This window comes from Pseudomonas sp. I2 (assembly GCF_040984075.1).
GTDB lineage: Bacteria > Pseudomonadota > Gammaproteobacteria > Pseudomonadales > Pseudomonadaceae > Aquipseudomonas > Aquipseudomonas guariconensis_B.
The window spans coordinates 1-12,436 of the sequence record NZ_JBCGFQ010000051.1; the positions used below are offsets into that span (position 1 = coordinate 1).

Below are 12,436 nucleotides of genomic sequence, written 5' to 3' on the forward strand. Positions count from 1 at the left end.
GCCCCCACCCGGCCACGACGGTACCTGGCAGGTGCAAGGGCAGGGCGCCGACCTCAAGGTGCTCTGCCATGACCGCGAAGGCCGGTTGCTGGGTTACGCGCTGACGGGCACGGCGGTCATGGAAAAGCTGGCGCTGAATCGGCAGTTGCCACCCTTGATGGCGTGAATGGCTGGCGTTCTGTCGGATATATCCTGTTCTTGACGCGACAATGGCCGCCCAGGTACTGGCGCGGCTCCGGTGAGCGTGCCATCCTCATTCCCGTCTGCCGCAGTTTAGAGCCTGCGGTGCCTTGAACGCTGCCTATCGGGCAGCACGGCATAACAACAAGAAATCCCGTCCAAGAGGCTTCACTATGCGTAAACCAGAACTCGCCGCCGTTATCGCCGAAAAGGCCGATCTGACCAAGGAAAAGGCCAACCAGGTCCTTAACGCGATTCTCGACAGCATCACCGGTGCGCTCGACAAGGACACCGTCACCCTGGTCGGTTTCGGCACCTTCGAAAAACGCCATCGCGGTGCCCGCACCGGCAAGAACCCGCAAACCGGTCAACCGGTGAAGATCAAGGCCAGCAATACCGTCGCCTTCAAGCCTGGCAAGAACCTACGCGACAGCGTCAACCAACCCGTCAAGGCTGCCAAGAAGGGCAAGTGATCCACGCCCTACAAGCCAGCGTTATTCGAACGGGCGCCCTTGGGCGCCCGTTGTGCGTGTTGGCATGGCAAAAGCTGGTAAAACAGATTTGCATCGCAGGTTCAATAAAGGGATAAACTGCGCGGCTCAGTCACATTCAAGTCGAGGCGCGTTGATGAAGTTCCGCTTTCTTCTCTGGGCCATGGGTCTGCTGATGGCCAGGGCCAGCCGCAACAATCCGGCCTTCCAGCAGCAATTGCGCGACAAGGACCTGGTATTCCAGATGCAGACCCTGGACGGCAAGGTCGCCCGGCATTTCATCGTCAGCGGTGAGCGCGTCAGCAGCAAGAGCGGCCAGCACCCACAACCTGCCTTTGCCATTGCCTTCAAGGATGCCGCCTATGGCTTCGCCACATTGCAGGCCGCCAACAAGCAACTGGCCTTCATGCAGGGCATCCAGGACAAGAGCATCCAGATCAAGGGCAACCCGGCCCTGGTCATCTGGTTCCAGGGGCTGATGAAGTACCTCAAGCCGAAGAAGAAAAGCTGACGCCGAGGCTTGCTTCTACAGGGACATCCCCACTGGGCATCAATGCGGCGCATTGAACTGCGAAGCCAGCTCCCGCAGCAGGGTCTCGGCCGCCAGCACCTTGTCGACCGACTCCTCGGCCTTCTCCCGGCTCAACCCCAGGCGTTCCAGCAAGGCATCCGGGATCGGCGCCTCGGGCCCCGAGCCGATGCCGCGCGTGCGCAACAGGCGTGTCGCCAGGCAGACCAGGTTAGGGAAGGCCGCATATTCGCCGTCATAGGACGGATCGTGCTGGAAGCGCAACGCGGTCGACAGCTCCTCCGGCATGTCCCACAGCTTCATCAGCCAGGCGCCGATCTGTTCGCGGCTGATGCCCAGCAGGTGCTGCTCCACGAAGGTGTGGTTCAGGTGCGGATTGACCTCCAGGTGCCGGCAGATCAGCGAGAAGTGCGGCGGGAAGACATGGGCCAGGAGCAGGTAGCCAAAATTGTGCAGCAGGCCGGCCAGGTAGGTCAGGCCGGCTTCCGGACGCTCCGCTCGGGGCATGGCCCGGGTCAGCCCTTCGATCACCGCGGCGGTGTAGATCGATTGCTGCCAGTACGGCGTGGCCTGCTGCGGATGATCCTTGGGCAGGCTCATGGCCTTGCCCAGGGCCAGGCCCAGGGCGAGGTTGATCACCAGGTCGAAGCCCAGCACGCGCACGATGGCATCCTCCACCGAGCGGATCTTGCCGGGTGAGGCGTAGTAGGGCGACGCTGCCCAGCTGACCACCTGGGCGGCCAGGGCCGGATCGGTCTCCACCACGCCGGTGATGTCGTCGATGCTGGCATTGGGGTCGACACGCAGCTTGATGATCTTCTGCGCGGTGTCCGCCAGTGGTGGAATCTCGATCGTCTGCTCCAGGCGTTGCTGGATACGCCGGGCGGTGAAGGCCTGGACGGCCTGGGTGATTTCCTTGGGGTCGTCGGCTGGGCGATCGAGGTTGGGGCGGATGTCCTTGACCGCTTCGCCGAAGCTGCCCACGCTGGCCTTGTTCAGCATCCGCTTGAACGCGTCGCGTTCGATCTCCAGCAACAAGCCGCTCTCGCCCGACTGGATCAGCAGTTTGTCGGCGTGCAGCAGGCTTTCTTCATAGAGGCAGGGGGAGCTGGTCAGCGCCGGAATGCCGGGCAAGGTCTTGAGGCCATGCTTGTCGAGCATGTGCTTGAGGCGCGCCATGGGCACGGCCACCAGTTTACGGCCGGTCAGCTCGGTCAGGCGATTGAGGTCCAGCAGCTGGCTCTGTGGGAACAACGCCATCAAGGCGCCGACTTCGTCCTCGAGGAGGATCGCCTGAACCCGCGAGGTGGCCGGCAGCGATAGGTGCTCGGGCACTTCGTGGTAGGCCACGCCAAGCTTTTCGAGCAATAGCCGGATGACAGACGGTACGTGTGGGGTTGCGGTGTCCAGAGCAACTTCAGTCATGGTCTGTATCCAAGTTTTTCTTTAAACGCGAAGTATAACCAGCCTATGTAGGAAGCTGGATCCATTCGCAGACGGACGTCACACCTGGCCATACTGCTGGCCGTGCCGCAGCCAGCGTTCGAGCAGCGGGCTGACGTGGTCCGGCCAGCGCGCCAGCAGGGCCTGGGCGGCATCGCGCACTGCCGGCAGCAGGTCGGCGTCGCGCATCAGGTCGGCGACCTTGAACTGCAGCAGGCCGGTCTGCCGGGTCCCGAGCATCTCGCCCGGACCGCGCAGCTCGAGGTCCTTCTCGGCAATGACGAAACCGTCGTTGGTTTCCCGCATGATGCCCAGCCGTTCGCGGCCGATCTGCGACAACGGCGGATGATAGAGCAGCACGCAATGGCTGACCGCGCTGCCCCGGCCGACCCGGCCGCGCAATTGGTGCAACTGGGCCAGGCCCAGGCGCTCGGGGTTCTCGATGATCATCAGGCTGGCATTGGGCACATCCACGCCGACCTCGATCACCGTGGTGGCCACCAGCAGCTGCAGGTTGCCCTCCTTGAACTCGGCCATGACCGCAGCCTTCTGCGCCGGCTTCATGCGCCCGTGGATCAGGCCCACGCGCAGTTCGCCCAAGGCGCTGCCCAGCTCCTCGAAGGTGCTTTCGGCCGCCTGGCAGGTCAGCTCCTCGGACTCCTCGATCAGGGTGCATACCCAGTAGGCCTGGCGGCCTTCGGCGCAGGCGGCGCGGACCCGCTCGACCACCTCGAAGCGTCGGCTGTCGGCCACCAGGACGGTGTTCACCGGTGTACGGCCCGGTGGCAGCTCGTCGAGGATCGAGGTATCCAGGTCGGCATAGGCGCTCATGGCCAGCGTGCGCGGAATGGGCGTGGCGGTCATGATCAACTGGTGCGGACACAGCTCGCCGGCCACGCCTTTCTGGCGCAGGGCCAGGCGCTGCTGGACACCGAAGCGGTGCTGTTCGTCGATGATCGCCAGAGCCAGGTGGCGGAACTTCACTTCTTCCTGGAACAGCGCATGGGTGCCGACGACCATGGGTACGCCACTGGCGATTTGTTCCAGGGCGCTGGCGCGGGCCTTGCCCTTGAGCTTGCCGGCGAGCCAGGCGACCTCGATACCCAGCGGCTCCAGCCAGCGCTTGAAGGTGATGTAGTGCTGTTCGGCGAGGATCTCGGTCGGCGCCATCAGTGCCACCTGGTAGCCGGCTTCCAGGGCCTGCAGGGCGGCCAGGGCGGCGACCACGGTCTTGCCGGCGCCAACGTCGCCCTGAACCAGGCGCATCATGGGTTCGGGCTGGCTCAGGTCGTAGGCGATCTCGTTGCCGACCCGCTGCTGGGCACCGGTTGGGGTGAAGCCGAGGTTGGCCAGGTACTGCGCCGGCAGCCGGCTGGCCTTCGGCAATACCGGCGCGCGCAGGGTGCGCAGGCTCTCGCGCAGGCGCTGCTGGGAAAGCTGGTGGGTCAGCAGCTCCTCGAAGGCCAGGCGATGCTGGGCCCAGTGATGGCCTTCGGCGAGCTCTTCCAGGTCGGCATCCGCAGGCGGGTTGTGCAGATAGCGGATGGCGTCGTCCAGCGGGGCCAGCCTGTAGTCCCGCGCCAGCTCCTCCGGCAGCCAGTCGGGCAGGCTGCGCGGCCCGAGCATGGCCAGGCTCTGTTGGCAGAGCAGGCGCAGGCGTTGCTGGGTCAGCCCTTCGGTGGTCGGGTAGATGGGCGTCAGGGTCTGCTCCACCGGCGGTGGCGGCTCGCTGCCATTGAGCGCGCGATATTCCGGATGGTAGATCTCCAGGCCCGAGGCGCCGGGGCGTGCCTCGCCGTAGCAGCGCAGGTGGGTGCCGCGCTTGAGGCCCTCTTTCTGCGCATTGCTGAAATGGTAGAAGCGCAGGCTCAGCACGCCGCTGCCGTCCCCGAGGCGCACCACCAGGCTGCGGCGCTTGCCCATGACCACGTCGGCGCCGCTGACCACGCCTTCGATGACGGCATCCTGGCCCGGGCGCAGGGCGCCGATCGGCACCACGCGGGTGCGATCCTGGTAGCGCAGGGGCAGGTGGAACAGCAGATCTTGCAGGTTCTCCAGGCCAACCTTGGCGAGTTTCTCGGCCATGGCCTCGCCGACCCCCTTCAGCACCGTGACCGGGACCTTCGACAACTCCGTCATGGGATCAGGCCGGCTGTTCCACGGGCGGCTTGGCCACCGAGCACAGGCGGATCGAGTCGGCAAGCAGCTCGATGGCCTTCGGCCGCGGGAAGCTGGCGCGCCAGGCGATGGCCACGGTGCGGAACGGCGAAGGCGCGGTCAGCGGACGCACTTCGATCACGCCCGGGGCGTAGTGATGGCTGTGTACCGCCGACAGCGGCAGGATCGACACGCCAAGGCCGGAGGCGACCATGTGGCGGATGGTTTCCAGCGAGCTGGACTCCACGGTGGTGTGCTTGGACCCTTCGCCGCCCTTGTTGATCGTCGGGCAGGCTTCCAGCACCTGGTCGCGGAAGCAGTGGCCCTCGCCGAGCAGCAGCAGGCTCTTGTCGTTGAGCATGGCCGTGTCGATGGTGTCCTTGGCGGTCCACGGGTGGTCGGCAGGCATCAGGGCGTAGAACGGCTCGTCGTACAGCGGCAGGGTGAGCACGTCGGCCTCGTTGAACGGCAGGGCGATGATCACCGCATCCAGTTCGCCGTTGCGCAGCTTCTCGCGCAGCACGTGGGTGAAGTTCTCTTCGATGTACAGCGGCATCTGCGGTGCCACCCGGTGCAACTGGGGGATCAGGTGCGGGAAGAGGTAGGGGCCGACGGTATAGATGGCGCCGACCTTGAGTGGCGCGGTCAGTTGGTTCTTGCCGGCCTGGGCCAGTTCGCGGATCCCCTGGGCCTGCTCCAGGACCTTCTGCGCCTGGGCGACGATGCTCTCGCCGACCGGGGTCAGGCGCACCGCGCTCTTGCTGCGCTCGAAGATCAGCACGCCAAGCTCGTCCTCGAGCTTCTTCACACCGACCGACAGGGTCGGCTGGCTGACGTGGCAACGCTCGGCGGCATGGCCGAAATGCTGCTCCTGGGCAAGTGTGACGATGTAGCGTAATTCTGTGAGGGTCATAACGTGCGTCCATGAAGTTGCGGCCCCAGCATAGCGGCTGCAATCGATAGACGCACGTTATCAGACTTGCCGTTTTGTGACAGAAACAAAAGTGTCAGCGTCGGTCCAGCGAGTAGACGAACGGCGCTACCACCTCGATCGTGCCATTGTTCAGCAACTCCTGCGGCGGCTTGGGCACAGGCTGCGCCCGGCGGATCATCTCCAGCGTCGCCCGGTCCAGCGACGCACTGCCGGAACCTCCGGCCAGGGCGTAGGACAGCACCTTGCCCTCGGCGTCGACCACGAAGCGCAGCCGGTTGATGCCTTGCAGGCCGCGACGGCGAGCGTCTTCCGGATAGCGCTTGTACTTCGCCAGGTGACGCAGCAGGTCGCTCTGCCAGGTCGGCAGGGCATTGCTGTTGGAGGCGATGCTCGGCGCGGGTGCCGCGGACTTCTGCGGTGGCGTGTTGCTCGGCGGCGTATCCGCTACCTCCTCCTTGGCCGGTGGCAGTTCCTTCGGCGGCTCAGGCTTCTTCTCGGGCTTGGGCGGCTGTGGCTTGGCCTTCGGCTTGGGCGGCTTGGGGATGGCGATCTTGGGCTTGGGCGCCTCCACCAGCTTTGGCAGCGGCGGCTCTTCGACCGGCGCCGGTGGCTTGGGGGCGGCTTTCGGTGGTGGCGGCGGCGCAGGTTCGGGGAGCGGTGCCAGCTCGACCATCATGGCGGCCGGCGGCAGCTCGATGGCCTGGGGCACCGACCAGTTCAGCGTCAGCAACACGGCCAGGGCATGCACGCCGAGCACGATCGCCAGGCTGGTACCGTAGCGCGCCAGCAGGTTGGACCGCTTCTTCGTCATTGCTTGGCTGCCGTTTCGAGACCGACCAGACCGACCTTGAGGTAGCCGGCCGCGCGCATGGTGTTCATCACTTCCATCAGGTCGCCGTAGTCGACCCCCTTGTCGGCCTGGAAGAAGATGGTGGTTTCCTTGTCGCCTTTGGTCTTGGCATCGAGTACCGCGCCAAGCTGGTCGTGCTGGGCCACCTCATCGTCGCCGACGTACAGCTTCTTGTCGGTCTTGACGCTGACGAACACCGGTTTCTCCGGCCTAGGGGCCGGCTTGGCGGTCGAGGCCGGCAGGTCGACCTTGATATCGACCGTGGCCAGGGGGGCTGCGACCATGAAGATGATCAGCAGCACCAGCATCACGTCGATGAAGGGCGTGACGTTGATTTCGTGGTTTTCGGCGAGGTCGTCGCCACCTTCGTTGAGATGCAGGCCCATGGCTTACCCCACTTTCACCATGTGCGGGGCGGCGCGCTCGCTGCCCTGGTGGTCCAGGTCACGGCTGACCAGCAGCAGGACCTGCGCCGAGGCGTCGGAGACCTGGGCCTTGTAGCCGGTGATGGAGCGGGCGAAGACGTTGTAGATGACCACGGCCGGGATCGCCGCGACCAGGCCCAGCGCGGTGGCCAGCAGGGCCTCGGCGATACCCGGGGCGACGACCGCCAGGTTGGTGGTCTGGGTCTTGGCGATGCCGATGAAGCTGTTCATGATGCCCCACACGGTACCGAACAGGCCGACGAACGGTGCGGTCGAGCCGATGGTGGCGAGCACGCCGGTGCCGCTGCTCATGTTGCGACCGCTGGCGGCGACCAGGCGCTCCAGGCGGAAGCTGACGCGCTCCTTGATGCCTTCCTTCTCGCGGGTGTTGGCCGACAGGCGCATTTCCTCGAGGGCTTCGTGGACCAGGGTGTGGGCCAGGGTGCCCTCCTTGGTCGAGGCTTCACTGGCTTCCTTGAGGCTGGCGACCTTCTTCAGGACCTCGACCTCGCCACGCAGGCGACGCTTGGCGCCCATCAGCTCGAAGCCTTTGGCGATCCAGATGGTCCAGGTGATGATCGAGGCGATGGCCAGGCCGATCATCACGGCTTTGACGACCACGTCGGCGTTCTTGTACATGCCCCAGGGCGACAGGTCATGGGCCATGCCCAGGGTGGTGTCCTCGACCAGTGCCTCGACGTTCTCGCCGGCTGGCGCCTGGGCGTCCGCAGGGGCCGGGGCAGCGGTGTCAGCGTTGGCGGCAGGCGCAACAGGTGCCTGCGCCTCGCCTGCCGGTGCGACCGAGTCAGCCGGGGCGGTGGCGGCCGGTACATTGGCAGCCGGTGCGACAGGCTCTTCGGCCATGGCGACCGGGGCCAGCACCAGGCTGAACATCAGCGCGGCGATGGCGCGCCATGCACGCGGCGTGGTTGGCGAAGCGGAAGGTTGAGTACGAGTCATGCTGGCCGGACCTGATGAAGAAAAAAGAGTGACGTTCTCCACAGCCTCGAGGTGGGCCGAGAACAGATAGGGGCGCCATTATTGCAAGTAATTCTTGTTAGCAGAAGTAATGCCGTTGCTTTTTTTCACCTTTGTATAACCGTTGATCGTGTAATCCCGTTAGCCTGAGCCTTTGGAAGGAGGAGTCTAGCAATGTCAGGTCGTTCTGCATTGATCGTAGGTTGCGGGGATGTGGGCGGGCGCCTGGCGCGCCGGTTGCTCGCTCGTGGCTGGCATGTCGAGGGCCTGAGGCGCTCGGTGGGCGAGTTGCCGCAAGGCGTTCACCCGGTTCCCGCCGACCTGGCCGATGGCCGTATTCCCGATGCCTGGCCGCAGCGCACGCCGGATTACCTGGTGTATTGCGTGGCGGCCAGCCAGCATGACGAGGCGGGGTACCAGGCTGCCTATGTCGAGGGTTTGCGCCATGTGCTCGGGTGGTTGGTGCAGAAGGGGCAGCGGCCGCGCCGGCTGCTGTTCGTCTCCAGCAGCAGCGTCTATGCGCAGAAGGATGGCGAATGGATCGACGAAACCGCCGCCACCGCGCCCCAGGGGTATTCGGGGCGTGTCATGCTCGAGGCGGAGCGGCTGGCGCTGGAAAGTGGCATCCCTGCCAGTGTGGTGCGCTTGACCGGTATCTACGGGCCGGGGCGTGAATGGTTGCTCAGCCAGGTGCGCCAGGGTTATCGCGTGGCCGAGGAGCCGCCGCTGTACGGCAATCGCATTCATGCCGAGGATGCGGCGAGCTTGCTGGATTTCCTGCTGCAGGCCGACGCCGATGGGGTCGCGCTGGAGGATTGCTACATCGGTGTCGATGACGATCCGGCGCCGCTGGCCGAGGTGGTCGCCTGGTTGCGCCAGCGCATGGGCGTCACCGACTGGTCCGAGGAGCAGCGGGTACGGCGCACGGGCAGCAAGCGTTGCCGCAATGCCAGGGCCCGGGCGCTGGGGTGGGCGCCGCAGTATCCGAGCTACAGGGAAGGGTATGCGGCGATCCTCGAAGGGCGGGGGTGAGCCAGATGCTGGGGCCGCTTCGGACCCTGTATTGGCTTGCCCACGAATGCGGCGGTACGACCGCCGCAATCCCGGGCCGGGTCAGTCGCGCTCCAGCACCCACTGGCGGGCGCCGGGTACCAGTTGCGGCATTTCGTTCGGCTGGGCGCGGTTGAGCGCCTGGAAGATCTCCAGGGTGTCGTCGTCGCGCTTGAAGATCCACGGCGCACCACGCTGGTTACGCTCCAGCCACAGGCTGTCGTTGTCGCCGCCCATGGTCGCGCAGGCGCCAGCCAGGCACAGCGCATAGCGGTCCGGGCCGGGCAGGCCGGTGACGTTGCCGTTGTCGGTGAAGCGTACCAAGGCGCCTTTGCCCGGGCCTTCGACGATCTTCCAGTCGCCGCCCAGGTACGCCTTGTACAGTGCCTTCTCGAAGCTGCTGCCCAGCGGGGCATTGGCGGGCGCAGCAGGCTTGGCGCGCACGAACGTCTGCCGCTTGCCGGCCTGGTCGGTGGCCTGCAGCTTGCTGCCGTCGAGCTTGAGCTGTCCGTTCTCGTCACCGTTGAAGGTGACCAGCCAGTCCTTGTCGCTGGCGCTCAGGCGCCCGTCGGCCGCCTCGAAGCCGTTGCTGAAGCTGGCCTGCTGGTTGGCGACGTCGATCTTCCATTCGAATACCGGGCCTTGTTCGGACAGGGCCTGGCGCAAACTGCCGCCTTCGGCGGCGGCATCGATGGCCGCCTGGTTGATCCAGGTGCCGTTGTAGTCTTCGGGCTTGTGACTGGCACAGCCGCCCAAGAGCAGGGCTGCCAGTGCAAGGGGCAGGGCATGGCGCATGATGGGAAACCTTGGGGCAGAGGTGACGGGCTGGACGCCCGTCACCAGGGGCGTCACTCGATGACCAGGATGGCGTCCATCTCGACCTGGGAGCCTTTCGGCAGCGCGGCGACGCCGATGGCGGCGCGGGCCGGGTAGGGCTGCTCGAAGTAGCGGCCCATGATCTCGTTGACCTTGGCGAAGTGGCTCAGGTCGGTGAGGAAGATGTTCAGCTTGACGATGTCCTTGAACGAACCGCCAGCGGCCTCGGCCACGGCCTTGAGGTTCTCGAAGACCTGGACGGTCTGGGCTTCGAAGCCTTCGACCAGTTCCATGGTCTTCGGGTCCAGCGGGATCTGGCCGGACATGTACACGGTGTTGCCGGCCTTGATCGCCTGGGAGTAGGTGCCGATGGCGGCGGGGGCCTTGTCGCTGTTGATGACGGTCTTGGTCATGTTGACTCCTTGCTGTTGACGGACTACGTACGCATGCGGGTGATGCGGACCACGCCGGTCAGGGTACGCAGTTTCTTGATCACGCGGGCCAGGTGCACGCGGTCGCGCACGCTGACCACCAACTGGACCACGCTGATACGGCCGTCGCGTTCGTCCATGCTGATTTTCTCGATGTTGCCGTCGGCGGCATTGACGCTGCTGGCCAGCAGGGCGATCAGGCCACGCTGGTGTTCCAGTTCGACGCGCAGCTCGACATTGAACTCGCCGGTGACGTCCTTGGCCCAGGAGAGTTGCAGGCATTTCTCCGGGTTGTGGCGGATTTCACTGATGTTGCGGCAGTTCTCCAGGTGCACGACCATGCCCTTGCCCGCCGACAGGTGGCCGACGATCGGGTCGCCGGGGATCGGCGTGCAGCACTTGGCGTAGCTGAGCACCAGGCCCTCGGTGCCACGGATGGCCAGCGGGCCCTCCGGTGCCGGCAGCTGCTCGCCCTCGGCGGACAGCAGGCGACGGGCGACCACGTAGGCCATGCGGTTGCCCAGGCCGATGTCTTCCAGCAGGTCTTCGACCAGCTCCAGGCGGTACTCGGTGAGGATCGCCTGGATACGTTCCTGCGGGATCTTGTCGAGGCTGCTGTCGAAACCGGTCAGGACCTTGTTCAGCAGGCGCTCGCCCAGGCTGATGGACTCGGAGCGGCGTTGCTGCTTGAGCGCATGGCGGATGTGCGTGCGCGCCTTGCCGGTCACCACGAAGTTGAGCCAGGCCGGGTTTGGCCGGGCCCCCGGGGCGCTGACGATCTCCACGGTCGAACCGCTTTGCAGCGGCTCCGACAGCGGCGCCAGGCGGCGGTTGATGCGGCAGGCGATACAGCTGTTGCCGACGTCGGTGTGGACCGCGTAGGCGAAGTCGACGGCGGTGGAGCCCTTGGGCAGCTCCATGATCCGTCCCTTGGGCGTGAAGACGTAGACCTCGTCGGGGAACAGGTCGATCTTCACGCTCTCGATGAATTCCAGGGAGTTGCCGGCGCGTTGCTGCAGCTCCAGGATGCCCTTGACCCACTGGCGGGCGCGGGCATGGTTGCCCTTGGGCTGTTCGTCCTCGTTGGACTTGTACAGCCAGTGCGCGGCGATGCCGTTGTTGGCCATCTCTTCCATCTCGCGGGTGCGGATCTGGATCTCGATGGGCACGCCGTGCATGCCGAACAGCGTGGTGTGCAGCGACTGGTAGCCGTTGGCCTTGGGGATCGCGATGTAGTCCTTGAAGCGCCCGGGCAGCGGCTTGTACAGGTTGTGCACGGCGCCGAGCACGCGGTAGCAGGTATCGACCTTGTCGACGATGATGCGGAAGGCGTACACGTCCATGATCTCGTTGAAGGCGCGGCGTTTGCCACGCATCTTCTTGTAGATGCCATAGAGGTGCTTCTGCCGGCCGCTGACCTCGCCCTCGATACCGTCCGCGGCCAGGCAGTTGGCCAGGGAGTGCTCGATCTTGGCGACGATCTCCTTGCGGTTGCCACGGGCGCTCTTGACCGCCCGGTGGATCAGCGACGAGCGCATCGGGTGCATGGCCTTGAAGCCCAGGTCCTCGAACTCCACGCGCACGTTGTGCATCCCCAGGCGGTTGGCGATGGGGGCGTAGATCTCCAGGGTTTCCTTGGCGATGCGCCGGCGTTTCTCGCCGGACAGTACTTCCAGGGTGCGCATGTTGTGCAGGCGGTCGGCCAGCTTGACCAGGATCACGCGGATGTCGCGGGCCATGGCCATGGCCATCTTCTGGAAGTTCTCCGCCTGGGCCTCGGCCTTGGTCTCGAAGTTCATCTGGGTCAGCTTGCTGACCCCATCGACCAGCTCGGCGACGGTTTCGCCGAACTGCTGGCTGAGGGCTTCCTTGGCGATGCCGGTGTCTTCGATCACGTCGTGCAGCATGGCGGCCATCAGGCTCTGATGGTCCATGTGCATGTCGGCGAGAATGCTGGCTACCGCCAGCGGGTGGGTCACGTAGGGCTCGCCGCTGCGGCGGCGCTGGCCATCGTGTGCCTGCTCGGCATAGAAATAGGCCCGGCGGACCAGGTTGACCTGGTCATGGCCGAGGTAGGTCGACAGCCGTTCGGCGAGGGCTTCTATACCCGGCATGGGTTCACCTCCTGCCGAGGAAGAGGGCCTGGTGCCGC

The 12,436-nt window shown here is 65.5% G+C and carries 12 protein-coding genes and 1 pseudogene; 4 read left to right on the forward strand and 9 right to left on the reverse strand.

What is annotated here, in order from left to right:
- From WCE05_RS21425 to WCE05_RS21435, 3 genes and pseudogenes are all read left to right on the forward strand, one after another.
- Positions 1 to 166 (forward strand): annotated as a pseudogene (locus WCE05_RS21425) (FAD-dependent oxidoreductase); the annotation flags it as partial.
- 187 nt (positions 167 to 353) lie between these two features.
- A complete protein-coding gene (locus WCE05_RS21430; RefSeq protein WP_225786779.1) occupies positions 354 to 653 on the forward strand; it encodes an HU family DNA-binding protein in 300 nt (99 codons plus the stop codon).
- A gap of 154 nt (positions 654 to 807) precedes the next feature.
- Positions 808 to 1,182 (forward strand): helicase, encoded by a 375-nt coding sequence (locus tag WCE05_RS21435; protein WP_368816523.1) that lies wholly within the window; start codon positions 808 to 810, stop codon positions 1,180 to 1,182.
- A 39-nt stretch (positions 1,183 to 1,221) separates the two neighbouring features.
- On the opposite strand, the gene WCE05_RS21440 is transcribed toward WCE05_RS21435, so the two are convergent.
- The 6 genes from WCE05_RS21440 to exbB all read right to left on the reverse strand — a co-directional run bounded on the left by WCE05_RS21440 (position 1,222) and on the right by exbB (position 7,969).
- The gene (locus tag WCE05_RS21440) at positions 1,222 to 2,625 is read right to left on the reverse strand and encodes an HDOD domain-containing protein (protein ID WP_368816524.1); all 1,404 of its coding nucleotides are present in this window, start codon (positions 2,623 to 2,625) and stop codon (positions 1,222 to 1,224) included.
- Positions 2,626 to 2,703: 78 nt separating this feature from the next.
- The gene (gene recG, locus WCE05_RS21445) at positions 2,704 to 4,782 is read right to left on the reverse strand and encodes an ATP-dependent DNA helicase RecG (protein WP_368816525.1); all 2,079 of its coding nucleotides are present in this window, start codon (positions 4,780 to 4,782) and stop codon (positions 2,704 to 2,706) included.
- A gap of 4 nt (positions 4,783 to 4,786) precedes the next feature.
- Positions 4,787 to 5,713 (reverse strand): hydrogen peroxide-inducible genes activator, encoded by a 927-nt coding sequence (locus WCE05_RS21450; protein ID WP_225786775.1) that lies wholly within the window; start codon positions 5,711 to 5,713, stop codon positions 4,787 to 4,789.
- Between the two features lie 94 nt (positions 5,714 to 5,807).
- Positions 5,808 to 6,545, reverse strand: a complete 738-nt coding sequence (locus tag WCE05_RS21455) for an energy transducer TonB (RefSeq protein WP_225786774.1) — start codon at positions 6,543 to 6,545, stop codon at positions 5,808 to 5,810.
- Entirely contained in the window at positions 6,542 to 6,970 is a 429-nt protein-coding gene (gene exbD, locus WCE05_RS21460; protein WP_225786773.1) for a TonB system transport protein ExbD, read from the reverse strand. Before exbD ends, WCE05_RS21455 begins: the two co-directional genes overlap by 4 nt.
- Before the next feature lie 3 nt (positions 6,971 to 6,973).
- The gene (gene exbB / locus WCE05_RS21465; protein ID WP_225786772.1) at positions 6,974 to 7,969 is read right to left on the reverse strand and encodes a tonB-system energizer ExbB; all 996 of its coding nucleotides are present in this window, start codon (positions 7,967 to 7,969) and stop codon (positions 6,974 to 6,976) included.
- 192 nt (positions 7,970 to 8,161) lie between these two features.
- On the opposite strand from exbB, the gene WCE05_RS21470 reads away from it, so the two are divergent.
- Positions 8,162 to 9,019: an NAD-dependent epimerase/dehydratase family protein gene (locus WCE05_RS21470; RefSeq protein WP_368816526.1), complete on the forward strand. Its 858-nt coding sequence runs from the start codon at positions 8,162 to 8,164 to the stop codon at positions 9,017 to 9,019.
- A gap of 81 nt (positions 9,020 to 9,100) precedes the next feature.
- Here WCE05_RS21470 and WCE05_RS21475 read toward each other — a convergent pair whose 3' ends face one another.
- Genes WCE05_RS21475 through spoT form a run of 3 tightly spaced genes read right to left on the reverse strand, consistent with a single transcriptional unit; the run spans position 9,101 to position 12,398 of the window.
- Positions 9,101 to 9,832, reverse strand: a complete 732-nt coding sequence (locus WCE05_RS21475; RefSeq protein WP_368816527.1) for a hypothetical protein — start codon at positions 9,830 to 9,832, stop codon at positions 9,101 to 9,103.
- 53 nt (positions 9,833 to 9,885) lie between these two features.
- Positions 9,886 to 10,266 (reverse strand): RidA family protein, encoded by a 381-nt coding sequence (locus WCE05_RS21480; protein ID WP_043209898.1) that lies wholly within the window; start codon positions 10,264 to 10,266, stop codon positions 9,886 to 9,888.
- A 23-nt stretch (positions 10,267 to 10,289) separates the two neighbouring features.
- Entirely contained in the window at positions 10,290 to 12,398 is a 2,109-nt protein-coding gene (spoT, locus tag WCE05_RS21485; RefSeq protein ID WP_225786769.1) for a bifunctional GTP diphosphokinase/guanosine-3',5'-bis pyrophosphate 3'-pyrophosphohydrolase, read from the reverse strand.
- Between the last annotated feature and the right edge of the window lie 38 nt (positions 12,399 to 12,436).

What these genes read in the sequence shown, in the direction of transcription:
- WCE05_RS21450 (WP_225786775.1), bottom strand. Translation starts at nt 5,713, where the DNA reads ATGACCCTCACAGAATTACGCTACATCGTCACACTTGCCCAGGAGCAG.
- exbD (WP_225786773.1), bottom strand. Translation starts at nt 6,970, where the DNA reads ATGGGCCTGCATCTCAACGAAGGTGGCGACGACCTCGCCGAAAACCAC.
- WCE05_RS21435 (WP_368816523.1), top strand. Translation starts at nt 808, where the DNA reads ATGAAGTTCCGCTTTCTTCTCTGGGCCATGGGTCTGCTGATGGCCAGG.
- WCE05_RS21440 (WP_368816524.1), bottom strand. Translation starts at nt 2,625, where the DNA reads ATGACTGAAGTTGCTCTGGACACCGCAACCCCACACGTACCGTCTGTC.
- spoT (WP_225786769.1), bottom strand. Translation starts at nt 12,398, where the DNA reads ATGCCGGGTATAGAAGCCCTCGCCGAACGGCTGTCGACCTACCTCGGC.
- WCE05_RS21475 (WP_368816527.1), bottom strand. Translation starts at nt 9,832, where the DNA reads ATGCGCCATGCCCTGCCCCTTGCACTGGCAGCCCTGCTCTTGGGCGGC.
- WCE05_RS21480 (WP_043209898.1), bottom strand. Translation starts at nt 10,266, where the DNA reads ATGACCAAGACCGTCATCAACAGCGACAAGGCCCCCGCCGCCATCGGC.
- WCE05_RS21470 (WP_368816526.1), top strand. Translation starts at nt 8,162, where the DNA reads ATGTCAGGTCGTTCTGCATTGATCGTAGGTTGCGGGGATGTGGGCGGG.
- WCE05_RS21430 (WP_225786779.1), top strand. Translation starts at nt 354, where the DNA reads ATGCGTAAACCAGAACTCGCCGCCGTTATCGCCGAAAAGGCCGATCTG.
- recG (WP_368816525.1), bottom strand. Translation starts at nt 4,782, where the DNA reads ATGACGGAGTTGTCGAAGGTCCCGGTCACGGTGCTGAAGGGGGTCGGC.
- exbB (WP_225786772.1), bottom strand. Translation starts at nt 7,969, where the DNA reads ATGACTCGTACTCAACCTTCCGCTTCGCCAACCACGCCGCGTGCATGG.
- WCE05_RS21455 (WP_225786774.1), bottom strand. Translation starts at nt 6,545, where the DNA reads ATGACGAAGAAGCGGTCCAACCTGCTGGCGCGCTACGGTACCAGCCTG.